This is a genomic window from Bradyrhizobium sp. Tv2a-2, from assembly GCF_000472425.1.
Classification (GTDB): Bacteria; Pseudomonadota; Alphaproteobacteria; order Rhizobiales; family Xanthobacteraceae; genus Bradyrhizobium.
The window spans coordinates 244,337-268,847 of record NZ_AXAI01000009.1 but is presented as its reverse complement, the minus strand read 5'-3'; the positions used below and the strand labels follow the sequence as shown (position 1 = coordinate 268,847).

General features: G+C 61.7%; 24 protein-coding genes. 14 read left to right on the top strand and 10 right to left on the bottom strand.

Annotated features, from left to right (window positions below):
* Positions 1-155: 155 nt before the first annotated feature.
* The 5 genes from A3AI_RS0121005 to A3AI_RS0120980 all read left to right on the top strand — a co-directional run bounded on the left by A3AI_RS0121005 (position 156) and on the right by A3AI_RS0120980 (position 6,010).
* Positions 156-422 carry a hypothetical protein gene (locus tag A3AI_RS0121005; protein WP_156927871.1) on the top strand — a complete coding sequence of 89 codons (267 nt, stop codon included), beginning with the start codon at positions 156-158 and terminating at the stop codon, positions 420-422.
* Positions 423-525: 103 nt separating this feature from the next.
* Positions 526-786 carry a hypothetical protein gene (locus A3AI_RS0121000; RefSeq protein WP_024517460.1) on the top strand — a complete coding sequence of 87 codons (261 nt, stop codon included), beginning with the start codon at positions 526-528 and terminating at the stop codon, positions 784-786.
* Positions 787-1,018: 232 nt separating this feature from the next.
* Complete coding sequence (locus A3AI_RS0120995) at positions 1,019-2,020, top strand: AAA family ATPase (RefSeq protein WP_024517459.1); 1,002 nt, start codon at positions 1,019-1,021, stop codon at positions 2,018-2,020.
* Between the two features lie 144 nt (positions 2,021-2,164).
* Positions 2,165-4,507 (top strand): S8 family peptidase, encoded by a 2,343-nt coding sequence (locus tag A3AI_RS0120990; RefSeq protein WP_198030157.1) that lies wholly within the window; start codon positions 2,165-2,167, stop codon positions 4,505-4,507.
* Positions 4,508-5,041: 534 nt separating this feature from the next.
* A complete protein-coding gene (locus tag A3AI_RS0120980; RefSeq protein WP_024517457.1) occupies positions 5,042-6,010 on the top strand; it encodes a DUF2336 domain-containing protein in 969 nt (322 codons plus the stop codon).
* Between the two features lie 34 nt (positions 6,011-6,044).
* Here the strand turns inward: A3AI_RS0120980 and A3AI_RS0120975 are convergent, their stop codons facing one another.
* The 3 genes from A3AI_RS0120975 to A3AI_RS0120965 are packed head-to-tail and all read right to left on the bottom strand — an operon-like array spanning position 6,045 to position 8,988.
* Positions 6,045-6,389, bottom strand: coding sequence for a DUF1491 family protein (locus tag A3AI_RS0120975; protein ID WP_024517456.1), 345 nt, complete (start codon positions 6,387-6,389; stop codon positions 6,045-6,047).
* 39 nt (positions 6,390-6,428) lie between these two features.
* Complete coding sequence (locus A3AI_RS0120970) at positions 6,429-7,154, bottom strand: peptidoglycan-binding domain-containing protein (RefSeq protein WP_024517455.1); 726 nt, start codon at positions 7,152-7,154, stop codon at positions 6,429-6,431.
* Positions 7,147-8,988: a sensor histidine kinase gene (locus tag A3AI_RS0120965; RefSeq protein WP_036048994.1), complete on the bottom strand. Its 1,842-nt coding sequence runs from the start codon at positions 8,986-8,988 to the stop codon at positions 7,147-7,149. The genes A3AI_RS0120970 and A3AI_RS0120965 overlap by 8 nt, the downstream gene beginning before the upstream one ends.
* A 167-nt stretch (positions 8,989-9,155) precedes the next feature.
* Between A3AI_RS0120965 and A3AI_RS0120960 the strand changes: the two genes are divergently transcribed.
* The 3 genes from A3AI_RS0120960 (at position 9,156) to A3AI_RS0120950 (ending at position 10,467) form a co-directional block, all read left to right on the top strand.
* The gene (locus tag A3AI_RS0120960) at positions 9,156-9,431 is read left to right on the top strand and encodes a hypothetical protein (protein WP_024517453.1); all 276 of its coding nucleotides are present in this window, start codon (positions 9,156-9,158) and stop codon (positions 9,429-9,431) included.
* Positions 9,432-9,527: 96 nt separating this feature from the next.
* Positions 9,528-9,947 carry a DUF5330 domain-containing protein gene (locus A3AI_RS43205; protein WP_036048992.1) on the top strand — a complete coding sequence of 140 codons (420 nt, stop codon included), beginning with the start codon at positions 9,528-9,530 and terminating at the stop codon, positions 9,945-9,947.
* Between the two features lie 94 nt (positions 9,948-10,041).
* On the top strand, positions 10,042-10,467 hold the full coding sequence (locus A3AI_RS0120950) for a SufE family protein (RefSeq protein WP_024517452.1): 426 nt from the start codon (positions 10,042-10,044) through the stop codon (positions 10,465-10,467).
* Here A3AI_RS0120950 and A3AI_RS0120945 read toward each other — a convergent pair whose 3' ends face one another.
* Both A3AI_RS0120945 and A3AI_RS0120940 read right to left on the bottom strand, forming a co-directional pair.
* Positions 10,468-10,884, bottom strand: a complete 417-nt coding sequence (locus tag A3AI_RS0120945) for a Ros/MucR family transcriptional regulator (protein ID WP_024517451.1) — start codon at positions 10,882-10,884, stop codon at positions 10,468-10,470.
* Between the two features lie 158 nt (positions 10,885-11,042).
* The gene (locus A3AI_RS0120940; RefSeq protein ID WP_024517450.1) at positions 11,043-11,885 is read right to left on the bottom strand and encodes a flagellar biosynthesis protein FlhF; all 843 of its coding nucleotides are present in this window, start codon (positions 11,883-11,885) and stop codon (positions 11,043-11,045) included.
* 317 nt (positions 11,886-12,202) lie between these two features.
* Between A3AI_RS0120940 and A3AI_RS0120930 the strand changes: the two genes are divergently transcribed.
* On the top strand, positions 12,203-13,852 hold the full coding sequence (locus tag A3AI_RS0120930; RefSeq protein ID WP_024517449.1) for a glycosyltransferase family 39 protein: 1,650 nt from the start codon (positions 12,203-12,205) through the stop codon (positions 13,850-13,852).
* A 92-nt stretch (positions 13,853-13,944) separates the two neighbouring features.
* Here the strand turns inward: A3AI_RS0120930 and A3AI_RS49990 are convergent, their stop codons facing one another.
* Positions 13,945-14,079, bottom strand: a complete 135-nt coding sequence (locus tag A3AI_RS49990) for a hypothetical protein (protein WP_283807254.1) — start codon at positions 14,077-14,079, stop codon at positions 13,945-13,947.
* Here A3AI_RS49990 and A3AI_RS0120920 point away from each other — a divergent pair.
* The 5 genes from A3AI_RS0120920 (at position 14,078) to A3AI_RS0120900 (ending at position 18,876) form a co-directional block, all read left to right on the top strand.
* Positions 14,078-14,857, top strand: a complete 780-nt coding sequence (locus A3AI_RS0120920) for a class II aldolase/adducin family protein (protein WP_024517448.1) — start codon at positions 14,078-14,080, stop codon at positions 14,855-14,857. The two genes, A3AI_RS49990 and A3AI_RS0120920, sit on opposite strands and share 2 nt — an antisense overlap.
* A gap of 37 nt (positions 14,858-14,894) precedes the next feature.
* Complete coding sequence (locus A3AI_RS0120915) at positions 14,895-15,890, top strand: NAD-dependent epimerase/dehydratase family protein (protein ID WP_024517447.1); 996 nt, start codon at positions 14,895-14,897, stop codon at positions 15,888-15,890.
* A 310-nt stretch (positions 15,891-16,200) separates the two neighbouring features.
* Positions 16,201-16,593, top strand: coding sequence for an SEN1984 family lipoprotein (locus A3AI_RS0120910; protein ID WP_024517446.1), 393 nt, complete (start codon positions 16,201-16,203; stop codon positions 16,591-16,593).
* A 798-nt stretch (positions 16,594-17,391) separates the two neighbouring features.
* Positions 17,392-18,153 (top strand): bestrophin-like domain, encoded by a 762-nt coding sequence (locus A3AI_RS0120905; protein WP_024517445.1) that lies wholly within the window; start codon positions 17,392-17,394, stop codon positions 18,151-18,153.
* Between the two features lie 414 nt (positions 18,154-18,567).
* Positions 18,568-18,876 carry a DUF1330 domain-containing protein gene (locus A3AI_RS0120900; RefSeq protein ID WP_024517444.1) on the top strand — a complete coding sequence of 103 codons (309 nt, stop codon included), beginning with the start codon at positions 18,568-18,570 and terminating at the stop codon, positions 18,874-18,876.
* Between the two features lie 251 nt (positions 18,877-19,127).
* On the opposite strand, the gene A3AI_RS0120895 is transcribed toward A3AI_RS0120900, so the two are convergent.
* The 4 genes from A3AI_RS0120895 to A3AI_RS0120880 form a co-directional block, all read right to left on the bottom strand.
* Entirely contained in the window at positions 19,128-20,108 is a 981-nt protein-coding gene (locus tag A3AI_RS0120895; RefSeq protein WP_024517443.1) for an ABC transporter substrate-binding protein, read from the bottom strand.
* Entirely contained in the window at positions 20,105-21,520 is a 1,416-nt protein-coding gene (locus A3AI_RS0120890; protein ID WP_024517442.1) for a M20/M25/M40 family metallo-hydrolase, read from the bottom strand. The genes A3AI_RS0120895 and A3AI_RS0120890 overlap by 4 nt, the downstream gene beginning before the upstream one ends.
* 11 nt (positions 21,521-21,531) lie before the next feature.
* Entirely contained in the window at positions 21,532-22,821 is a 1,290-nt protein-coding gene (locus A3AI_RS0120885; protein ID WP_051382461.1) for a glycosyltransferase family 87 protein, read from the bottom strand.
* A 70-nt stretch (positions 22,822-22,891) separates the two neighbouring features.
* Positions 22,892-24,493, bottom strand: a complete 1,602-nt coding sequence (locus A3AI_RS0120880) for a helicase HerA-like domain-containing protein (RefSeq protein WP_024517440.1) — start codon at positions 24,491-24,493, stop codon at positions 22,892-22,894.
* Positions 24,494-24,511 lie beyond the last annotated feature (18 nt).

Genomic DNA, 24,511 nt, shown 5'->3' with positions numbered 1-24,511 from the left:
CACATAAATCGGTCGGCACGCAACCATACGATGAAAAAAACTGCTTGAAGCCTCCTTCCGGCGCGAGGTGGAGCCCAATCGTGACCACGTCATAGAAAGTCATGAGCAGGAAATTCGAAGTTCAACCAATCTCGTCAGTTCTGGTGAGAAACCTCGTGACACTCGCCGAACGATTCGCAGAGATAAAGCGCGTCAAGCTGACGACAGTTGGCACCAACTCGACGAAGACGGCTTCTTTCTACCTTGATCTCAAGAGCAATCGGACATCGTGCACGCTCCGCAAGTACGATTTCTTGACAGAATGGTTCGAGGAGAACTGGCCAGAGGGCCATCCGATGCCGGTGCTTGAAGACCCTAAGCACTACCCACACCGACTCGACGGCAACGAAAGCTCCAGCGGCAGGAAAGCCAGAAAAAAATAAGGACGAGACGCGGTGCTGAAGAGCGAATTTGGTACTTTCCACGTTGCTGCGCACTAGTTCTAGCGGCTTCACTCCGAGGCCGAACGACGCAAATCATGCGGCCATGTCCGCCGCCAGCATCATCCACCCGCCGATGTCCAGGCGCGACCGTCGGCATTACGCCAAGAAACTGCACAAGGCCGAACAGGCCCAGGGCGCCCAGTCACCGATGCCACGCGCCCATCAGGCCGCGGACCATGCGCTCTTTGAGACTCATCGGCTCGACTGCGAGGCCTGGAGCGCCAGGCAATTCGTTGGCGGCCCAACCGTTACTTCGGAAACCTGCGCGCGTGGCGCGGACAAGGAAGACAAGGCAGCGGCATGACCTTCGCACTCACCCGACGCCCTGATCTCCGGCCGGGGGACGGCTCCGGCACGGGAGGCCGTCCCTGTTTGGCTGCATGAAACTGCCCGATAATGCACCGATTCGGGGTGAGATTTGGCCACTCATACGGAACGGCTTAACCGTTCCACAAGTTCACACACTATGTCGCGCCCATAGCCATTCAGCTGAGGGGCCTCAATGGTATATATGTGGTCCGGGGAGAAGTAGGGCCGTGTCCAACGCGAAGCAAATTCTAGCCATGCTGCGCAGTCGCGCTGAGGGTAACGAGGATGCGTTCTTCTCGATTGCCCTTCAGGTAGCGGCTGCGGAAGCGCGTCAGGGCCGCCGTGAGACGGCGCAGGAAATGCGTGCTGAAATCGACAAAGCGCGCGCTCGCCAATCACGCGGAGCAAGTGTTCCAATTTCAATCGCGCACCCTCGTGGCAATCTCGAAGGTCTCCTGGAGTTGCGTGAGCCTCGCATCAAGCTCAAGGATGTCGTTTTGAATGAGCGCATCTCGGCGCGGTTTGACGATGTTCTTCGCCAGCAGCGGAAACGCGATTGGCTGCGTGAGCACGGCAAGACGCCTAGTCGGCGACTTTTGTTCGTCGGGCCGCCCGGATCCGGCAAGACGATGTCCGCGGAGGCGTTAGCAGGAGAGTTGCATCTTTCCCTTTTTGTCATCCGGCTTGAGGGAATGATTACTCGCTATATGGGTGAGACTGCAGGGAAGCTGCGTTTGATTTTCGAGGAGACGGCCAAGCGCCGAGGAGTGTATCTGTTCGACGAGTTTGATGCGGTCGGAGGTCAGCGGACGGCAACCAATGACGTCGCGGAGATGCGCCGGGTTTTAAACTCCTTCCTCCAATTCATGGAGGAGAGCAATTCGACCGATAGCGTCGTTATTTGTTCAACAAACCATCCGTCGCTACTTGACCGTGCATTATTGCGGAGGTACGACCAAATCTTGGAATTCGATGCTCCGACCTCGGTGCAGATAAGGCAACTGATTAACGCCAATGTCGCACCAATGAAGGTAATAAATCCAAATTGGAAAAAGTTGATCGCTGCTGCGGACGGCTTGAGCCAATCGGAAATTGTGCGTGCCGCGGATGACGCAGTGAAAACGGCAATACTGGAGGAATGCAGGCAATTGACGACGGAGGATATCCTGAACAGATTGCAAGAGCGCCACGCGATGCGAAAGGCCTTTTTGGACTCTGAAAGTTCATAATGTATGGCATCACGCTTTACGCTCCCGCACGTTGACATCAGTGCGTTCGCTGACTCTCAGCGATATTCCGGAGACCAAGTTTTCAGTTCCAGCGCCGTTCGCATCCGCGAGGAACATGGCCGCAGGATTCACAACGAACTCACAGTGGCGCTGGCGGCTGCTGATGCATTACGCCCGACCGATACGCGGCTCGAACCCGCGTCAAGCAGCGTCATCGAGGTTGAACTGCGCAAGGGCACGGCCGCTGACGTGCTTGACATGAAAACCGAAGGCATTCGCGCCGGTGCCGCGAGAGAAGATGAGGCACGTCGGACCACGATTGCGCTTCACGTGCCCAATAATGCGCGGCCCTTGCTTGAACAAATCATCAGTGACTATCTTACCGGCCCACTTACCGAGCGAGGACAAAACCCGCCAAACAAGGCAAAAGTTGAGGCAATTGAAAATATCCGAGTCGCCCGGATTGGTACGCTCTGGACAGACGCAAGGCCCGTGCCGGAAGGCGCACAGGTGGATATGTGGTGGGCGCTTTGGTGTTATCGCGACAAAGAAGCGGTCATCGAGGATGTTTGCGCGCGCCTAGAGGTTCGCACGGGAGACGGAGATCGCAGGCTATATTTCCACGAGGTCGTAGTCGTGCCTGTTCTCGCAAACCGCGTTACAATCGAACTCTTGATGTTCGCCACGGACGCCATCGCGGAATTGCGGATCGCCGACGATAGCCCGACATTTTTCACGGATGACATCCGTGGTGATGAGCAAGCTTGGGTAGATGCCCTCGCGGAGCGCGTCATTTGGCCGGGCAATTATGCTCCGGCGGTCTGCGTTCTAGATACGGGTATCAACCGTGGCCATCCGCTAATTGAACCTGCGCTTGGCATCAATGATGGCTTCGCAATAAACCCAGACTGGGGCACAGATGACCATGATGCTGACGGTCACGGGACGGCGATGGCCGGTCTTGCTCTGCATGGCGACCTGACGGCCGCGCTTGCCGACACGGAGGAGCGTTTTCTTTTACATCGTTTGGAGTCCGTCAAAATTTTACCGCCCGCTGGTTTCGACCCGAGCGAACCTCAGAGCTACGGGATTCTGACGCAGGCGGGTTTGGTTCTTCCTGAAATCGAAGCTCCGGAACGCAAGCGAGCTTATTGCCTCGCCGTGACAAACGATAACGTCTCGGGCGCAACAGCATCAAGCTGGAGCGCCGCGATCGACCAAGCAGCAGCGGGATGCATGGTCGCTGATGGGGGTGAAGACGAGCGCCCCCGTCGGCTAATTGTGGTTTCTGCGGGCAATGTACCTGCTGAGACAACATTTGCTCTTGTGGAGCCTCAAGATAATTATCCGATTGAAGATCCGGCTCAGGCCTGGAACGCGCTCACAGTTGGCGGCTATACGGACCTCATCGCGGTGCGCGACGATGGCTATACCGATTGGACTCCGATGGTGGCCGCGGGCGAGGTTAGTCCGCACAGCCGTACCAGCGTGACGTGGCAGCAAGGCATCGCGCCGTTCAAACCAGAACTCGTCTTTGAAGCAGGAAACCGTGCGATTGATCCTCGCCAGACCGAGGTCTTGACGATGGGATCGCTCTCGCTTTTGACCACTGGCCGAGATCCGGTTTTGCCGCTAGTGCCGTTCGAAGCGACCAGCGCAGCAGCAGCACAGGGCGCGCGCATGGCTGCCCGGTTGATGGCTTCCAATCCCGATTTTTGGCCGGAAACTATCCGTGCTCTTATGGTGCATAGCGCAGAATGGACCCCAGCGATGCTGGCGGCGATCGACGCCACACCAAGCAAACGCGAGCGATATCAGCTTATCCGGCGTTTTGGATATGGCGTGCCTGACTTCGATCGCGCCAACGCGTCCGCAATCAATCACCTTGCGATGATTGCACAGTCCGAAATCCAACCGTTTCAGGTAAGGGGCAATCGGAAATTCAACGAGTGCCACTACTACAATCTGCCAATACCGGGAGATATGTTGGAGGAGCTCGAGAACGAGCCAGTTGAGTTGAAGGTCACGCTCTCGTACTTCATCGATCCCAATCCAGGATTGTCGGCGAACGTAGACTCTCAGCGATATCAATCGTACGGCTTGCGGTTCGACCTGCAACGGCCAAGAGAAACGTTTACGCAATTCAAGACTCGGGTCAATGCCTCTGAGCGAGCGAACCCACGCCGCCGGGGCACTCCCGTACCCGCCGATACACGTTGGGTTCTCGGACAGGATAGTGTGTCGGCAGGATCGCTGCACTGCGACGTCTGGCGCGGTCCCGCGATCGAATTACTGGGCCGGACCATGCTATGCGTCAAACCGGTCAATGGCTGGTGGCGCGACCGCTCGTCGCCTGACGTCTGCAATCGACAGACACGTTATGCACTGATTGTAAGCCTCAGGACGCGTAACCTGGAGCTCGACATTCACACGCCGATCACCGTCGCAGCCGCGACGGTGCCGGTCGAAGTCGAAACGGAGGTCTAGCGAAAGATCAATCTGGGGGCCGAGCACACATAGACTTCGTCAAATTCGTCGCTACTGGCCCCTGCGCCGCCGATCCAAAGCGCCGCAAGAAGCACGCCGGCATTCCGCATCGTTCCTAAGCGTTTAGCAATGTCCTGCTTTCGTTCTTAGGCCGGCCGCCCTGCCTAGCTCCCGCTCTGCCGACCGGAAGGTTGTTCGAGCCTATCCGCGCTGGCTCGCGCGTCCCCTTCCCCCGAAGCGCAGCTTCTCCTTCGCGACCATCCCGGGTTCTTGATCTTGATCGAGTACGCGCAGCGCCCGCCCTTGTAGGCGCGCTCGCGGTGTTTCGGGACCAGCCCCTCAAGGCCAATCTTGCAGGCGGCGCGCGTCGCTTCCCGGAAAAAGAAATAATCGGCATGAGTGTGCGCACTCCCGGCGCACACAGCGCACATCCCTGTTGATTTCACACAGTTAATCGGCCGTTACCATTAACGAGCTGTTAAAGCAAGCTGCCCTACACTTGTGCGAAGTTCGAACAAGTCGCGTTCAGTATTCATGACCAGACCTCTGCTCTTTCCGGGCTTCGACGGATTGCTGACCCTGTCGCGCCGTGAAGGCGTCGATATCAGGCCCACGCTGTTGCGCGTGCTCACCGACCTTTACGTTCAGGCCAGCGCCCATTCCACCGACGAAGCGCGACAGTTCATCGAATTGACCTCGCGCCTGATCGACGATGTCGACGACGCGACGCGGGCGGCGGTACGCGCGCGCCTTGCAGTCTATCCGGGCACGCCGGTGGAAGTGCTGCGCAAGCTTGGTATGCGGCCGGTGGACCCCGACCTGCCGGTGCCGCTGGCCGAGGAAATCGCGGCAGCATCGCCGGCGCCTGCCTCGCCCTGCGCCGCCGACGTCCCGGCGCGGATGTCGAACCACCTTTCGATGCAGCCGAGGGACGCGGCCGAAATCCACGAGCTGTTCTTTCGTGCGAGCGGCAGCGAGCGCGTCTCGATCCTGCACAGCCTCGCCGACACACCGCTCAAGGCCGCGCCGCGGATTCCGGACAAGCTGACAAAGCGCGCCATCGAGACGCTGGAGATGGCGGCGTTTGCCGCCGATGTCGAGAATTTCAAGCTCGAGGTCAGTGAGAGCCTGATTCTGCCGACCCGGCTTGCCGCCGAGATCGTCGACGATACGGGCGGCGAGCCGCTCGCGGTGGCAATGCGCGCGCTGGCCATGCCAAGCCCGGTGTATCAGCGCGTGCTGCTGTTTCTCAAAGCCGAGATCGGCGGCTCCGTGCACATGGTCTACCGGCTATCGCGGCTCTACGATCGCGTGAGCGAGCGATCGGCGCTGATCATGCTGGCCGCCTGGCGTGGCGCAAACACGGCGACAATGCGCGCGAAATTCCGCCCCACGCTCTACGACGACGAGCGCCAGCGCGCCCGCAACGCCGGCAACACCACGCGCAGCACGGTACAGCCCGGCTCGAGTCCGCCCGTGCGCACCGGCACGAATGGGTCGTAGCCGCCGTCAATCTGTAGCCGGCAATGACGGGCAATCAGGTAGACGCAAGATCCAGGAAATGCCGTCCGGCCTTGTCCTCGGTCTCTACGATCCAGGCGTCGGGATCGAAGCGGATTTCCCTGGTGAGGCGTTCTTCCACCGCGGCTTCCGCCAGCGGCTCCTTGGCGACGGGAACGAAAAGGCGTTCGACCGGACGGCTGTCGTCATAGACCGTCTGCGGCGCCGGCACGTAGAGCATGGCATTGCCGTCCAGCGTCGCGATCTTGACGAACACTGCGCCTGCCTCCTCCGCACCCCGCCGTCGCACCGCGCCGAACACGCCCGCGGTCTGGCAGCGGCGCAAATAAGCCGCCACCCATATGCTGCTTTTCAATCGCATGAGGTGAACGATAGGCGAGCGTTTCGGCGAAGGCCAGCTTTACTCGACGGCGTGCCCGGTCGCGGCATAGAGTTCGCGCACCAGCCGGTCGGACACCTGCCCGTCCACCGGCAGCCGGCGCTCGCGCTCGAACTTCTCGATGGCGGCCTTGGTGTCCGGACCGAGGGTGCCGCTCGGCTTCAACTGGGCGTAGCCATATTCGGTGAGCACGCGCTGCACCGCCGCTACGCGCTTGCCGCCGCCGATCGAGCCGGTGGTGGGGATCGGGGCCGGCGGACGCAGCGCATTTGATGGCGATGGCGAAGATGTCGATGTCGTGGCCCGCACCAGACTGGCCATCGGATCGACAATTCGCGGCTCGGCCGGCCGCTGCACGACCGACCTTTGTTCGACCTGTTTCGGCTCCGGCGGCGGTTCGACCGGCTTGGGATCGAACAGGCTGGAGTCGGACCGCTTCGGTTCAACGAGCGGCAGCACATCGGCGTCCGCAGGCCGCGGCCGCGGCAATGGATTTGGCATCAGCAGGGCATTCGGCGGCGACACGGCGGTGCCGAACATCGGCGCCGGATGCGGTCCGCTCTGCAGGAACAGCGCATTGGTGATGATGGCGCTTGCGGCCGCAAAAGCGATCAGGCCTGCGACCATGTCCTTGGGACTATAGAGCAAGACGCGCAGCAACAGCCCGCGCTCAGGCGCGGCGACCGCTGCGGCAGCGCCACGGCGGCGGCGGGGTGTCTCGTCTTCGCCGGTTTTCTTCTTAGGCACTTTTCTTCACACTTTGCTTCACTTGGACTGCGAGCGGGACCGTCGTCTCTTGCGCAGCCGGCCGGACCGCCGGCGTCAGTGTTGCGATCTTGCTGGGCGCCGCCGGGGCTTGCTGCCTCTCGAACACGAGCGGCATCGCCACGGTGACCGTGGTGCCCTCATCCACCTTGCTTTGCACCTTAAACTCACCGGAATGCAAGGCAACGAGACTCTTCACGATCGAAAGACCGAGACCGGTGCCTTCATGGCGGCGCTGATAGATCCGACCGGCCTGGAAGAACGGCGCACCGATCAGCTTCAGGTCTTCGGCGGCGATCCCGACGCCGGTGTCGGTCACGCGCAGCACGAGCCGCGCGCCCTCCACCTGCGCCGCGACCGTCACCGTGCCGCCGCGCTCGGTGAACTTGATGGCATTGGAGACGAGGTTGAGCACGATCTGTTTGAACGCGCACGGATCGGCGTTCAGCGGCGGCAGATCCTGCGGGACATTGGCGATAAGGTCGACGCCGTTCTCGCGCGCCTTCAGAGCGAGAAGGTTGCAGCAATTGATCACGGCCACGCGCGGTGCAAACGGCTCCGGCGCGACCTCGAAATTGCCGGTCTCCATCTTGGACATGTCGAGAATGCCGTTGACCACGCCGAGCAGATGCTGCCCCGAATCATTGATCAGCTCGGCATATTCCTTGCGCCGCCCCGCATCCAGCAACAGCGTGTCTTCTTTCGCGATCATTTCCGAGAACCCGATGATCGCGTTCAAGGGCGTACGTAATTCATGGCTCATGGTGGCGAGGAACCGCGTCTTGGCTGCATCCGCCGCTTCGGCCGCGCTGCGCGCGAGATCGAGCGCCTGCTCCTGCATCTTGCGGTCGGCGATATCGCGCATCACGGCGACGACCTCGGCCTCGCCGTTATCGGCAGCCGATTGTTCGAGTGGCCGGCAGCGCATCTCGACCCAGATGAAATCGACCGCCCCGCCGCGCGTGCCGTCCCGCTTCACGCGGAACTCGACGCTTTTGGCGTCACCGCGCGCGGCATCCGACAACGCCGTAAGATATGCTGGACGGTCAGCGACATGGACGCGATCGAACAGGCCATGCCCGGTCAGCTGCGAGATCGGCGTGCCGAGCAGGCTTTCCGCCGCGGGCGAGATGAATTGCACCGCGCCGTTCCTGCGATGGCGCGAGATCACGTCGCTCATGTTGAGAGCGAGCAGGCGGTAGCGCTCCTCCTCGCGCGACAACAGCGCGACGCTGGTCCGCGCCTGCGATTCAGCGCCGAACGCCAATCCCGCCGCGTAGAGCGTCGCCGAGGCCACGCCGAACGCCATCATCATGGCGTGCCGCGGCGCGCCCGCCTCCGCGAGCGGCAGCAGGTCGAAATGGCCGAGCGCGATCAGGATCGCCGCGCAGGACAAGGCAAGGAGCGATGCGAATGCAACAACACGTCGCGAGGCCGACAGCGCGGCTTCCAGGGGAACCACCACCAGCCAGACCGCTGCGAAAGACGCGATGCCGCCGGTCGTCACCGCGACCGCCATCACCAGACAGGCGAGCGCAAGCGAGGACAGCACATGAGCGCTCTCATAGCGGCCTGTGCGCGACAGGAACCACGACAGCAGGATCGGTGCGATCAGCCAGGTGAAGCCTGCCACTTCCAGCGCACTCGGCGCGCCGCGCACCACGAGATAGACGGGAAAGGCCGCGAACGCCGCCAGGCTGCCGAGCAGCCGCGGCGCGATGAAGGCGCGATGACGCGCGCGGGTCAGCCCATCGAAGCGCGCCGACGGGTGCAGCAATGCATCGAGGCAATCGCGGATAATGTTCAAAACGTTCACAACACTCGCGCCTCGGCTGTTCGTCGGTCAGACGTGCCGGAACGCCCCCTTCGTCGCGCCACCGTGTCAGAGCGACCTTAAACGAACGCTAAGGCAGGGCGGGCTGCGGCAAAACACCGTCGCTTCACGGCGCCTTTGCATCGCGAGAGGCATGCTATTCGGCGCGAATGGTGAACGACAGGTTTCTGCTCGCCGGCAATCATGGTTTCGAAAGTGTGGACGTGCCCGCGGCGCGGACGCGCGTTTTGCGCGAATCGATGGAAAACGAAATCCCGCGGGCTCCCGATGCGGCGATTTTTTCAAAAATGCCGGTCAAATTAAGCTCAATGCAATCACTTGCGATTTATCGAGGGCTGCTAAAGCCCGCGCTGATTGCGAGCATCAATCGCAACGGAACATTAAAGCGCGATGAGATCTGGTTGAATCGTCATCGCGCTTTTTAGGTCTTTGATTGAGCATGATCTTTTCGGAAAGCCGCTACACACTTTTCCGGATCATGCTTTAGGCAGACAGCACGAGGCACGACCGGGGTCGCGACGATGTTTTTTCTGCTGCGCATGGCATTCTGGCTCGGGCTGGTGCTCGTGCTGCTGCCGCGGGACAAGACGCCCCAATCGGAGAAATTGCCGCAGATCAGCGTGTCCGACGCCGTGACCGCGGCGAGCGCTGCCATGTCAGACATGGGCCAGTTCTGCAAGCGCCAGCCGCAGGCCTGCGAGGTCGGCGGCCAGGCCGCGACCGTGATCGGCGTGCGAGCTCAGGACGGCGCGCGCAAGATCTACCAGTCGATCACCGACAAGAAGTCCGACGCCGACAAGAAACCCGACGGCGACAAGAAGTCGCCCGACCACACCGGCTCGATCGGCGGTGAGGATGTGGACGCCGCGCAGACCGGGACCGCCTCACGTGACACCCTGACGCCTGACGATCTCGCCGTGGAATGGCGCGGATTGCCGTAAAACAGCCCCCGACGTAGGCCAAAAGCCGGCCGGAACATATCGCTTTCGGCGCCGCGCGATCCTATATAGGCGTATGGGATCAACGCAGGCTGCCATGACGACGATCGACCACATCAGGGACAATTTCGCGCTGCTGGACGATTGGGACGACCGCTACCGGTACGTCATCGAGCTCGGCCGCACGCTGGACCCGCTGCCGGAGGCGGAGCATTCGGCTGAAAACAAGGTGCAGGGCTGCGTCAGCCAGGTCTGGCTGTCGAAACGGCTCGGTCGCAATGGCGAGGCCGTGGTGCTGAATTATCGCGGCGACAGCGACGCGCATATTGTCCGCGGCCTGATCGCGATACTGCTGACGCTCTATTCCGGCAAGAGCCCGCAGGAGATTCTCAAGACCAATGCGATCGAGGTTTTCGACGAATTCGGCTTTCGCGACCACTTGACGCCGCAGCGCTCCAACGGCCTGCGTTCCATGGTCGAGCGCATCCGCAACGACGCCCGGGCCGCGCTCGCCGCGGCCTAGTTACTTCCGTTCCCGCCGCCGCTGCTGGCCGAGGCCCATCTTCTTGGCCAATTGCGAGCGCGCCACGGCGTAGTTCGGCGCGACCATCGGATAGTCCGGCGGCAGACCCCATTTGTCCCGGTATTGTTCCGGCGTCATGTTGTATTGCGTGCGCAGATGGCGCCTGAGCGACTTGAAGCGCTTGCCGTCCTCCAGACACACCAGATAGTCGGGATGGATCGATTTCTTCACCGACACCGCCGGCTTTGCCGGCTCCGGCGGCGCCTCGCTGCGGCCGCTCGAAACCCGCAGCAGTGCGGCGTGGATCTGGCTGATCAGGTTCGGGATCTCTGACGCCGGCGTCGGATTGTTGCTGAGATAGGCCGATACGATATTGGCCGTGAGGTCGACAAAGCTCTTGCCGGCGGCATCCGTCATGATGCGAAATCCTTGGGTTGCGCCACCTTCGAATGACAGTATCCGGAATGCGTCAATACGCGCCGGAATCGCGTTTATCTTAGCGAATATGGGCTGATTACTGCTGATCTGACAAGAAGACTTGGGCTCGATTTAGGCGATTGAAGCCAATACAGCCGTCATGGCCGCTGGTCGAGATGAGCCCGCAGTTCATCGATCGAGGCAAAGCGCATCATGCCTTCGGGCATCTCGGCCTCGATCGAGCCATCCGAATACAGCGAATAGGCCATGCCATCGACGACGCCAGACTTGATCACCATGGCCGCTGTTGCCGGCGGCGGCGCATCGCGCGGCGCCGGAGCCGGCGCAGACCGATCCGGCGGAGCCGCGCCTGCCTTGCCCTGGGCGAAAGCAGCCCGAGCAGCCCGCCGCTGCGCCATCGCCTCCGACGGGAGCATGGCGCGCGGCCAGGCCTCCTCAAAGCTTGCCGGCGGCGCATCGCTGGCTTCAGGGAGGGCTTGCTGATCCGTGTCCGCAGCCTCCTCGACCGGGGCTTGCGGCCGCTCACGATCTTTCCGCACTGTCGACGAAAACAGCAGGTTACGCCGCTTCGGCGACGCGGGTTCGACGACCTCCGGCGGCGGGGCGACAGTTGGGTCTTGTCGCATCCGATCGCGGGACGGCGCCTCGTCCCGCCAGGGCGGCACCGACGCAGTCGGGATGGCGGGCGGCATTGCCTCCATTGGCGTCCCGAGGTCGCGCGGCGGCGCGAAGCCCTCCTCACCGGCGCCCGGCCGGGAACGTACCTCGGCGGCCATTCGGGGGCCGAGCTTGCGGCCGAGATTGCGCAATTCATGCACCACCGCGGTCTGGCCAAGCACGATCAGGCCGCTGCACACGCCAAACGCTCCGGCCAGAATCAGTGTATTGCCAAAGCTGAGGTCGAGCAGAAACCCGTACGCGATCGCAAGGAGCCCCGCCAACATGGCGACGATTCCCGCGACCAAGAGACCAATCATCATCCGAATACCCCCGGTCGCGCCTCTTGATCCCGCGCAAAGCCGCCCCGCCACGATACCGTCATATTGTCCACAGGGCCAATCGCCAAATCTCGCGCCGGTTCCAAAAAAGAAAGGCCGTCAGATAGTTATTCACATTCCCTTCAGCGAGGCACGAGTAATCGTAAGCAAGCATATCAGAAAACTGGAATTGCTGCATCGCATCAGGATTTAAGCCACAATGGACGATTACGCGCCGCGCCATCTCGCGCTATATGGATGCCGGGGATTGAGGCCCGAAGCGCCATTTTGGGCTCAATAGGGGACGCCGACCAATAGCCATGTCTTCCATCACAACCTCAGTCATCGATACGCCAGTACGGCGCTCGGTGGAACAGACCTGCGATGATCTCGCCTGGTTCGCGCTGGCCGTGGTCGGTCTGGTCGCGGGGCTCACCTTTCGCGAATATGGCCTGGGCTGGGACGATTACACGCACGCCGAGTATGCCGACCTGTTGTTGCGCATGTACGGTTCCGGGTTCCACGACACCGGCGCGCTCTCCTTTGCCAACCTGTACATGTATGGCGGCGGCTTCGACATGGCGGCCGCGCTCCTGCACAAGATCATCCCGCTCGAGCTGTTCGAGACGCGCCGACTCGTCGGCGCCGTGGTCGGGGTCATCGGCCTTGCCGTAAGCTGGCGGCTTGCGCGCCGCGTCGGTGGGCCGCTTGCCGGCCTTGCCGCGCTGCTGCTGCTCGCGCTGTGCCCGATCTACTATGGGCACATGTTCATGAACCCGAAGGATGCGCCGTTCGCGGTGGCGATGGTGATCCTGATGCTCGGGCTCGTACGCCTGGCCGAGGAATATCCGTCTCCCTCGCCGCGGACCGTCCTGATCATCGGGCTCGGTGCGGGCCTGTCGATCGGTTCGCGCATTCTCGCCGGGCTGGCGCTGGTCTATGCGCTGATCGGCTTTTTGCCCGTCTTCATCGACGAAATCCGCACCCAGGGCATCCGCGAGGCCGGTGTCCGCTTCCTGCATGTGGTCTATGTGCTGATCCCCGGCCTCGTGCTCGGCTATCTCATCATGGGCCTGATCTGGCCGTGGTCGATCATCGAGCCGCAAAATCCCTTCGTGGCGCTGACCTACTTCTCGCATTTCTTCGAGAAGCCCTGGAAGGAAATGTTCGACGGTGCGCTGGTGTCGGTGCCGGACATGCCCTGGTCCTATCTGCCGACCCTGTTCGCGCTGCAGATGCCCGAGGTGCTGCTCGCACTCGCGATCGGCGGCGCGGTGGGCACCTTCATCATGCTGGCGCGGCGCGGCGTTCCGGCGCGGCGCAAGACGATCCTCTTGATGCTGACACTGGCGGCTTCGCTGCCGATCGCGATCGCCATGGTGAAACGCCCGGCGCTTTACAACGGCATCCGCCATTTCGTCTTCGTGATCCCGCCGATGGCCGTGGTCGGCGGCTTCGCTTTCGCCTGGGCCGTGAACAGGCTCGCGCAAAATCGCCGCGCCTGGCAGCCGGTGCTGCTGGCTGCGTTCTGCTTCGGCCTGCTGCTGTCGCTCGGCGAAATGATACGCCTGCATCCCTACCAATACACCTACTTCAACCACATCGCCGGCACCGTGCGCGGGGCCGACGAGCGCTTCATGCTGGATTACTGGGGACTTGCTTTCAAACAGGCCTCCGACGAGCTGCGCGAGCAGCTTGCCGAGAAGCAGGAATTTCCGCCAGACGGACGCAAGTGGAAGGTTGCGGTGTGTGGCCCGCAGCGGCCGGCACAGGTCGCGCTCGGTCCCGACTTCTCCATCGACTGGCGCAGCCATGCTGCCGATTTCGCCATGACCCTCGGCGAATTCTACTGCAAAGGCCTCAACGCGCCTGTGATGGTCGAGGTCAAGCGTGACGACGTCGTCTACGCCCGCGTCTACGACATCCGCGGTCAGAGCATCACGACGTTGCTGTCGATTCCGCCGCCCTAAAGCGCGATGAGATTTGGTTGAATCGTCATCGCACTTTAGGTCTTTGATTGAGCATGATCGGAAAACCGCTACACACTTTTCCGGATCATGCTTTAGACGGGCAGATTCGCGCCATAGCCGGACGCCATAACGGCATAGCTGTCGGCCGGCACCCGCGCCTTGCTGACGGGCGTGCGCGGGATTACGCTTGCCTGCGAGAAACAATATTTACGGGAGAAAACGACCATGTCACCAGCCGAAGCTCGCCTCAAGGAAGTGCCGTCGGGTATGACGGAGGCCGAGTGGACCCAACGGATCAATCTCGCCGCCTGCTACCGGCTCGTCGCGCTGTATGGTTGGGACGATCTGGTCGACACCCATATCTCGGCCCGCGTGCCGGGACCCGAGCATCATTTCCTGATCAACCCTTACGGCCTCCTGTTCGAGGAGATCACCGCCTCGAGCCTCGTGAAGGTCGATCTCCATGGCAACCAGCTCAGCAAGAGCGACTACAGCATCAACCCGGCCGGCTTCACCATCCACTCCGCGATCCACGAGGTGCGCGAGGACGCGATCTGCGTGCTCCATCTCCACACCATCGATGGCACCGCGGTGTCGAGCTGCACGGAAGGCCTCCTGCCGCTGAACCAGACCGCGCAATTCGTCACCCACGACCTCGCCTATCACGACTATGAGGGCGTCGCGCTGGATCATGACGAACGGCCGCGGCTGCAGCGCGACCTCGGCAACAAGAACCACATGATCCTGCGCAACCACGGCACCTTGACCGTCGGCCAGTCGGTCGCATCCGCGTTCGAGCGCATGTACCACCTGGAGCGGGCCTGCTCGATGCAGGTGCACACCCGCATGCTGGGCCCGACTGCCTATCCAGTCGAAGAGGCCGTGATCGACAAGAACAACACGCTGTTCGGTAACGCCGATCGCGCCGAATTGCGGTCGACCAGGCTGGTCTGGCCACCGCTCCTACGCAAGCTCGACCGCCTCGATCCGAGCTACAAGACCTGACGGCCGTCGAGGGCGGAAGCCGCGAGAGGTTTGCAAGGTGACGTTCCTGGTGACCGGCAGTTCCGGCCATCTCGGCGAAGCATTGGTCCGCACGCTCAAGGCCCGGGGCCATGAGGTCGTCGGCATTGACAATCGCGCCGCAGCCTTCACCCAGCGCATCGGCTCGATCACCGACCGCGGCTTCGTCCGCAGCTGCATGAGGGGCGTCACGGCGGTGCTGCATGCCGCGACGCTGCACAAGCCGCATGTGGCGACCCACAGCCGGCAGGACTTTGTGGACGTCAACGTCACCGGCACGCTGCACCTGCTGGAGGAAGCGGCCGCGGCGAAGGTTGCGGCCTTTGTCTACACCTCGACCACCAGCGTGTTCGGAGACGCGCTGGTGCCGCCGCCCGGCGCGCCCGCGGCCTGGGTGACGGAAGAGGTGACGTCGGTCCCGAAGAACATCTACGGCGTCACCAAGGCCGCGGCCGAGGACCTCTGCCAACTGTTCGCGCGCAACCATGCGCTTGCGACCATCGTGCTCAGGACCTCGCGCTTCTTTCCGGAGGAGGACGACAACGCCGCGGTGCGCGCGACCTTTGGCGGCGACAATGCCAAGGTCAACGAGTTTCTCTATCGCCGGGTCGACATCGAGGATGTGGTCGAGGCGCACCTGCTCGCCGCCGCTCGCGCGCCGCTGGCGGGGTTTGCGAAATATATCATCAGCGCCACGACGCCTTTCTCACACGATGACCTCGCGGAGCTGCGCGATCGCGCAACGCAGGTCGTCCGGCGCCGCGTGCCCGCCTTTGAGCGGGAATATGCAAAGCGCGGCTGGACCATGATCGACAGCATCGATCGCGTCTATGTCAACGAAAAGGCCCGCACCGAACTCGGTTGGCAACCCCGCCATGACTTCGGCACGCTGATTGACCGCCTCAGGGCCGGCGGCGACATCATGAGCCCGCTTGCACGCGCGGTCGGCAGCAAGGGCTATCATGACCGCACCTTCAGCGACGGCCCCTACCCGGTCACGCCAAATCCGGCCTGACCAATCATGCGATGGACGAATCCCCGCGAATGCGCTAGATTGCGGCGCATACACCCTCTACACGTTCTCGAAATCAAACGCCGTCCAATCCCGGGCGGCGTTTTTGCTTTTGCGTGCCTCCTGACACCCGTACCGGCTGTTTCGCCTGCTGCAACAACCGCTGCCAACGGTCGGATTGAGGACATTTGGCAACAGTCGTCGGCAATCGTCGGTTGTCAACCGACCAATGTCACTGGCTGCCACCGTTCGGCCCGGGAGGTCGTCCAGGAGGGTGAGTGCTTTTCGGTAGTCATAGTGTTGGAGGGTACTAATGTCATGGCGGATCTCTTTGGCAGCAAGCCTTTCATTTGCTTTGCTGAGCGGGTGCGCTAGCGTTGGCAATGAAAGCATCGCTGACGCGACGCCCGAGAGTGTGTCCGCGCAATTGATCAAGGGTAAAACCACTCAACAGAATGTGCGTGGCCTATATGGCGACCCTGCAAAGACCTCCTTCACCGATAGCGGCAACGAAACATGGGAATACGATTTCTCCAGAATGCACTCGAAGCCCACAAACTTTATTCCCTATGTGAACCTCATTCACAGCGGCGCTGAAGGCGATAAGAAGTCGCTCGTGATCTTTTTCGACAGGAGCAAAGTCGTTCAGCAATACACGGTCAGCTCATCAAAGGTCGATGTCAGCCAAGGTCTGATCACGCGATAGCCAGCGAGCTCCTTAGTCGCTTGGCGACGGCATTGATCCGCTTGTCGACTACGAACCGGATCAACAAAGTCGCACAGCCCCAGCGGGGACGCGATTTTAGTAGGCGTTCGGCATCCTTGCAGATACGTCTTGGCCAGAGCGGGATGGCCGCTGCTGGCCCTTCGCGCCATTTCGCGGCAACGCAATAATTCAGTCGCTTCCGGGGTGAAGCAGACATCGGCGGTTGCGCGCGCTTGAGGGACAGCGACGCAAATGACCCGATCCGGACATTCGCAGAAGCCTTCTCCCGCGAAGGTTAACTCGATCGTGGTAATTCGCGTATCTCGACCGTCCCTCCCGCCTCAAAATGAGGATTGCCGATCAATAATGATTTTGCCTGATCGAAGCTTGCAGCGGTCACTCGGATGAACCCCACAAGATGAGCGGTGATTGATGGTGGAGTGCCGATCTTCCGCGCACAAAGCCCGCTGCCGATCGCGCTGCCTCCTTCGAATGACTGCCGCTCCCCTAGGCTCCGCAGCTATGGCTCCCACGACGCCTGATCGTAGTCATTCGCATCGTCATGCATGAGGAAGATGTAGTCGGGCATGTCGCCACCTCAATCCCTGGTCGATGACTCCGTGTGAGGCCATCCAATGTAATGCATCACAAGGTTTTATGTCTCCTGCTTACCCTTCGCGACGAAATCCGCCTGCCAACTGCATGTCGAACTTGGTCTCAGGAACGGGTCTTTAGACAAGCCCGCACAATCGGAGTTAAGGTCAGTATGGTCACTGAGGTGGTGGAGCATTCGCAAATATGATGAATCTATCGGTTTCGTTGTTTGTGTTCGCGCTGATATTTGCTGGCGCCCTGGTTGGGATGGCCGTACGGCCGTTGTTGTCGGAACATCACTTGCACTCGGACTCCAAGGACGTCGTAAAGCTGACCGCCGGGCTGATTGGCACACTGAGCGCACTCGTACTGGGTCTGTTGATCGCATCCGCAAAAACCACGTTCGACCAGAAAACAAACCAGGTCAAGCAGATGACCGCAACGATCATTCTTCTGGACGATCTGCTTTCGCAATACGGACCGGAAGCAACCTCTGTCCGAAAGCTCCTGAGGCAGAGCATACCACCGATGGCTGATCGCATTTGGCGCGAGCAAGCGAACCCGACCGGGAAACCCGTGCGCTTCGAGTCCAGCGTGGAGGCGTGGGCGTTCTACAATGAGCTCGAACGGCTATCGCCGAATAACGATACGCAGCGTTCCCTGCAGTCTCGCGCTATTGCGGCTTTCACGGAAGGCGCGCAGATGCGACTGCAATTGTTTACGCAGGCCGGCAGTTCAATTCCGACGCCTTTTCTGGTAATTATGGTATTTTGGCTGAGCGTGATCTTTGTGAGCGCCACCCTGTTTGCGCGGACGAATATGGTCGTCACGATCTCGCTGTTTGTAGGTGCGCTGTCGTTTGCCGGTGCGATCTTTCTGATTTTGGAGTTGGATGATCCCTTCACGGGACTCATGGGGATTTCGAGCTCGATACTGCGGGGTGCACTTTCGCCCCTGAACTCGTAAGCTCTGGTGATTGAGACATACAAAACAAGAGGAGGGCGTTCGTTGGCTTAGGAACCCAAAGCGGGCCGCAACGGCGGGTGATTCGCGTCGATTGCCAACGTGCCGCTTCCGACTAACGACAGCATGGTTTAGGCCGCAACATCAATGTTAGTTCATGGCCCTTCGCGTCATTTCGCGGCGACGCAATAATTCAGTCGCTTCCCGGGTGAAGCAGACATCGGCGGTTGCGCGCGCTTGAGGGACAGCGACGCAAGTGACCCTGAACGGACCTCGACGCTCGATTAGCCTCGCCCCGCCGCGCCACTACCTCAAGCCCAACGGTGTCGTCAACCCGACGGAACAATCGGCACCGCAGAGCAATTTAACCCCCAGTGGCCCCTTTTGATTTGAGAATGCAAAGATGAGGAGGACAACATGCCGAACGGGTATTGGATCGGGCGCATCGATGTGATCAAACCCGAATACACCAAAGCCTACGGCCCCGCCCTCGCGGCGGTGCTCCGCAAATACGACGCGAAATTCCGGGTGCGCGGCGGCACCTTCGAGGCGGTGGAGGGCAAGGCGCGCGACCGCAATATCGTGATCGAGTTCAAGGACTACGAAACCGCGCTCGCCTGCTACCGCTCACCTGAATACACCAAGGCGAGGGCACTGCGCGCGGGCGCCGTGGACATCGATATCATCGTGATCGAAGGCTACGACGGCCCGCAGCCCACGGATTGAGCCCCGCTTTGGCGGCGCGCACCACGCAGCTGATATTTTGCCTCATAGGTCGTTCGCACCGCCGAATGTCTCCTTCTGGCCCATCGCGTCGTTTGCTGCGCCGGCACAAAAGTGGTTGTTATTGGAGCGAAGCGGACATGACCGAAATTTATGAGCACTAAGTCGCGACGATAGCCGGTCATATGGATGCCGTCGTGAGATGATGGATTTCGCCGCGCTCTACCCATCCCACAACCTGCGGAAGACAACGCCTACTCGATCACCTCGTCCGCAATCGCGAGCACGGTCTCGGGCATCGTGAGGCCGAGCGCCTCGGCCGTCTTCAGGTTGACATATACTTCGTAGCGCGTGGGTTGCTCGACCGGCAGGTCCGCGGGGCTCGCACCGTGGATGATCTTGTCGATGTAGATCGCTGCCTGCGCGGCCATCATGATGACGTCAGGTCCCAGGCTGATCAGGCCGCCACCCGCCACGGTTTCCTTGAAGCCGTGACAGGACGGCAGGCGGTAGCGCAGCGCGAGCGCGGCGATCTCCTTGCTGTTGTCGTAAGTGAGCGCGCCCGCAACCACGATCAAGGCTCCCGCCTGCGCATCTCTCATCCGCGCAAAAGCTGCTTCCATCCCTTCGGAGGTCTCGACGTCGACCGGAATCAGCGAGACGCCGAATTCGGCGGCGGGCTTCTCCATCGACGCCAACGCAAAGGTGCCGTTGACGTCGCCATGTGCGCGCAGCACCGCCACGCGCTTGAGCGAGGGAATGATCTCCTTCAGGAACTGCAGCCGCTTGGCATAGGTTTCGCTCGCGGCTTCAAAGGTCACGCCGGTCATGTTGCCGCCGGGATGGGCAAGGCTCTGCACCAGGCCGATGTCGACGGGCGCGCCCACGGACAGGAAGACGACGGGAATGTTGGAAGCCAGCCTCTTGGCCGCAACCGCGCCGATCGTGCTCCACACCACCAGCAAATCGATATTGGGAAGAAGCGAGCGGATCGCGTCTTCCACGGCCGGCGGGGTCGGAATCACCAGCCGGCTGTTCAGCGTAATGGTCTTGCCCTGCTCATAGCCGAGCTGGGCCAAATGCCGCTCGAGTGCGGTCGCGATCGGCGCGGTCGGATCGGTGCCGAGAGCGACCTGCCCGATCCGCCAGATCTTTCCCGCCTGCTCCGCCCGCGCCGCAAAGCCCGGCACGAGCGCGGCGGTTGCCGCCAACGTCAGGAAGCGGCGCCGCCTCATGCCCGCGGCAATTCGGCGAGCGCGGCGAGGATGCGCGCCCAGGAACGAATACCTTTGTGGAAGCTCTTCAAGTCGTACTTCTCGTTCGGCGAATGGATGTTGTCGTCGTCGAGCCCGAAGCCGACCAGGAGCGTGTCGAGGCCGAGCGTCTTCTTGAAATCGGCGACGATCGGGATCGAGGCGCCGGAGCCGATCAGGAGCGCCTCCTTGCCCCATTCCTCCGTCAACGCCTGCTTCGCAGCCGCGAGCGGCTTCATGGTCCACGGAAGCGCGATCGCCGGCGCCGAGGAGTGGTCGCCGAATTCGACCGAGCAATCCTTCGGCACAAGCGCCGTCACATAATCGCGGAAGGCCTTGCGGATCTTGGCCGGGTCCTGTCCCTCCACCAGGCGGAAGGAAATCTTCGCCGAGGCCTGCGCCGGGATCACGGTCTTGGAGCCTTCGCCGATATAGCCGCCGACAATGCCGTTGACGTCGCAGGTCGGGCGCGAGGACAGCTGCTCGATCAACAGACGATCCTTTTCGCCCGCGGGGATCGAGAGCCCGATCGGCTTCAAGAACGTCTCGGGCGTGAGATTGAGCTTCTTCCACTGCGCCAGAATGTCGGGCGGCAGGTCCTTCACGCCGTCGTAGAAACCCGGAATGGTGATGTGGTTGTTGTCGTCCAACAACGAGCCCAGGATCCTGGTCAGCACGCGGATCGGGTTCTGCGCGCCGCCCCCAAACATGCCTGAATGCAGGTCGCGGTTGGCAGCCTTGATCTTGACCTCGTCATAGACGAGGCCGCGCAGCGAGGTGGTGATGGCCGGCGTGTCAGGGTCCCACATGCCGGTGTCGCAGACCATCGCGAAATCGGCTGCAAACTCCTTCTTGTTGGCTTCGAGGAACGGCACGAAATTCTTCGAGCCGACCTCCTCCTCGCCCTCAATCAGCATGGTGATATCGACAGGCAGCGAACCGGTGACCGATTTCCAGGCGCGGCAGGCTTCGATGAAGGTCATCACCTGGCCCTTGTCGTCCTCGGCGCCACGAGCGACGATGATCTTGCGACCGTCGGCGTGATCGGTCACGACCGGCTCAAACGGCGGCCGGTGCCAAAGCTCGAGAGGGTCGACCGGCTGCACGTCATAATGGCCATAGAACAGCACATGCGGCCGCGCGGCGCCGCTGCTCTTGCCGTTACTCTTGCCGACGACGGCGGGATGGCCGGCGGTCGGCCGCACCTCGGAGGAAAAGCCGACTGTCGCGATGTCCTTTGCCAGATGATCGGCGGCCTTCTTGCAGTCTTCGGCAAAGGCCGGATCGGCCGAGATGGACTTGATGCGCAACAGCGCAAACAGCCGCTGCAGGCTGTTGTCGAAATCGGCGTCGATGCGATCGAGAACCGAGTTGAGCTGCGACGGATTGGACATTCTGCACTTCCTTATGCCTGGCTGTTCGCCACCGATGCTTTTACCGCCGCCCCAACGTCCGAGCTAGATGTATCCGGCTTGGCCGGATTGAGGATATGCCAGACCAGCCCCGCGGCGATGACGAAGGTCGCCAGCAGATTGTTACCATAGGCCTGCAGGTCTTTCGGGAAGGTCGGAAAGGACAGGCACATCAGGAGCCCGGCGAGAGCAAGCACCAGCCAGCTCAAGGCCCTCGCGCCTCGCCGCGGATCGTAGACCGCGCGGTGCATCAGGATGGTCACCGGATAGAACAGCCACATGAAGTAGTATTGCCGCGCCAGCGGCGAGGCGACCGTCATCAGGCAGAACAGGATGCCGATCTCCTCGGCATCCGAGGCCGCCGTCCGCCGCGCGGCGGGCGGCATCACCGCAAGGAAGCCGAGCCCGAGCAGAAGCGATACGGCGAGCACGACAAGGTTAGCCTGTTTGAACGAGAGGTCGACCACATTCATGGTGCGGACGGGCTTTGCCGGATCGTCCTGATTGTAGTTGACCGGGCGCGTCAGGCGGTGGGTCACAGCGATGATCGACTGGTTGACCCAGGACCAGTTCTGCTCGTCGCGCTGGCCGAACCCCTTCTCCGAGCTCGCGCCGACCATGCCCTGGTACCAGGTCTTGAGCTCGGCGATATTGTGCTGGAAGCCGCGGACCGGCGCCGGCACCACGAACAAGAACACGACCAGGAAGACCGCCATGCTGGCAAGCGCGGTCCATTGCTTTCGCCACACCAGATAGGGAAACACGGCGACCGGAAACACCTTGATGGCGGTCGCGAGCGCAAACATGCTTCCCGCCATCCATGGCCGCTGCTGCTGCATCGACCAGAAGCCGTACATCATCAGCGCCATCAGCACGAGATTGGGCTGGCCGAGGTCGAACATGTCGAACACGAAGCCGATAGTGACAAGGCCTGAGAAGAAATAGAGCCATTGCCCGGGCACCCTGCCCGATCCCGTCATGGCGTGGGAGAGCTGCGCCGTCACCCACCACGCCACCACGTTGAGCAGCGCCAAACATGCATAGAGCGCGACCTTGCCGAACCAGGCGGGGATCGCGAGCAGCACCGCCGGCAGCGGCGGATAGATGAAATCGAAATAGCTGTTGGGGTCGCTTGGATATAGCGCGTTGCCCTGCAGAACCTGCTGTCCCGCCCAGAACCACAGGGGATAGTCCTTGGTCTTGCCGCTGCCGAAGATCTCCGGGACGAGCACATCGCCGACCAGGAGTAGGCAGCAAAAGAAGAACAGGATATCGACCGGCATCCGCAGCGACGGATATCTCGGCAGGCTCGCTTTTTCGCCGGTCACGCGCGTTCAAACCGGATGTTGGAGATCATCGGCGCAACAGTCCGCCGAGCGTGCCGCGCACGATCGCGCGTCCCACCGAGCCGCCGATCGAGCCCGCGACCGACTTGCCGATATCGGCCGCCACGCCGCCGACCACCTGGTCGGTGACCGAGCGCGTCACTTTGCGCGCGATCAACTGTCCGGTTGACAGCCTGCCGCGCCTGACATTGGTGCCGAATATCGTGCTCACGATGCCACCGATCTTGTCCCATATGCTGCCGCCCGCCGCCGCCTCGGCGGTCGCCGCAGTCCCCGCGACGCGCTTCTGCAATATCTCGTAAGCGGACTCGGAGTCGATGGCCGTGTCGTATTTTCCTTTCAAAGGGCTTTGATCCATGATCGCCCTGCGTTCCTCGGGCGTGATCGGCCCGATCCGTGCTGACGGCGGACGGATCAGAGCCCGTTCGACCATGGCCGGTACGCCATTGCCTTCCAGGAACGAGACCAGCGCCTCGCCCTTGCCGAGTTCCATGATGACCTTGGCGGTATCGAGCTTGGGATTGGGCCGGAAGGTTTGGGCTGCGGCCAACACTGCCTTCTGGTCGCGCGGCGTATAGGCGCGCAGCGCGTGCTGCACGCGGTTGCCGAGCTGGCCGAGCACCCGATCAGGCACGTCGATCGGATTCTGGGTGACGAAATAGACGCCGACGCCCTTGGAGCGGATCAGCCGCACCACCTGCTCGATCTTCTCCATCAACGCCTTCGGCGCGTCGTTGAAGAGAAGATGCGCCTCGTCAAAGAAGAACACGAGCTTCGGCTTGGGTGGATCGCCGGCCTCCGGCATTTGCTCGAACAGCTCCGACAGCATCCATAGCAGGAAGGTGGCATAGAGCCGCGGGTTCTGCATCAATTTGTCGGCGACCAGGATGTTGATCATGCCGCGCCCGTCGCGGTCGGTGCGCATGAAATCCTGCAACGACAGCGCAGGCTCGCCGAAGAATTTGGTGCCGCCCTGGTTTTCCAGAACGAGGAGCTGACGCTGGATGGTGCCCACGGTTGCCCGTGTCACGTTGCCAAAGGATTGCGCTGCTTTGCGGATCTGCGCCAGCGGATCGTCGTCGCCCTTGTTGCCCGGATCGGGCACGATGGCATCCAGCAGCGCCCGCAAATCCTTCATGTCGATCAGCGCGAGCCCGTTCTCGTCGGCGACGCGGAACGCGACATTGAGCACGCCTTCTTGCACATCGTTGAGATCGAGCATGCGCGCCAGCAGCAGCGGGCCCATCTCGGTCACCGTCGCCCGCACCGGATGTCCCTGCTCGCCGAACACATCCCAGAAGACGGCGGAGAAGCGGTCCGGCTCGTAGTTGAGCCCGATCTCGCCGGCCCGCTTGATGATAAAGTCCTTGGCCTCGCCGGCTTCTGAAATCCCCGAGAGGTCGCCCTTGATATCGGCGGCGAATACGGGAACGCCGGCGCGCGCAAAGCCCTCGGCCATGACCTGTAGCGTTACCGTCTTCCCGGTTCCCGTGGCGCCGGTGACGAGACCATGGCGGTTGGCGAGCGCAAGCGTCAGCCACGCCGGCTCTTCGCCCTTGCCGACGAAGATCTTCGTGTCGGTATCGGACATTTTGTCGCTGGACGTCATCGTCATCGGTCTCGGTTC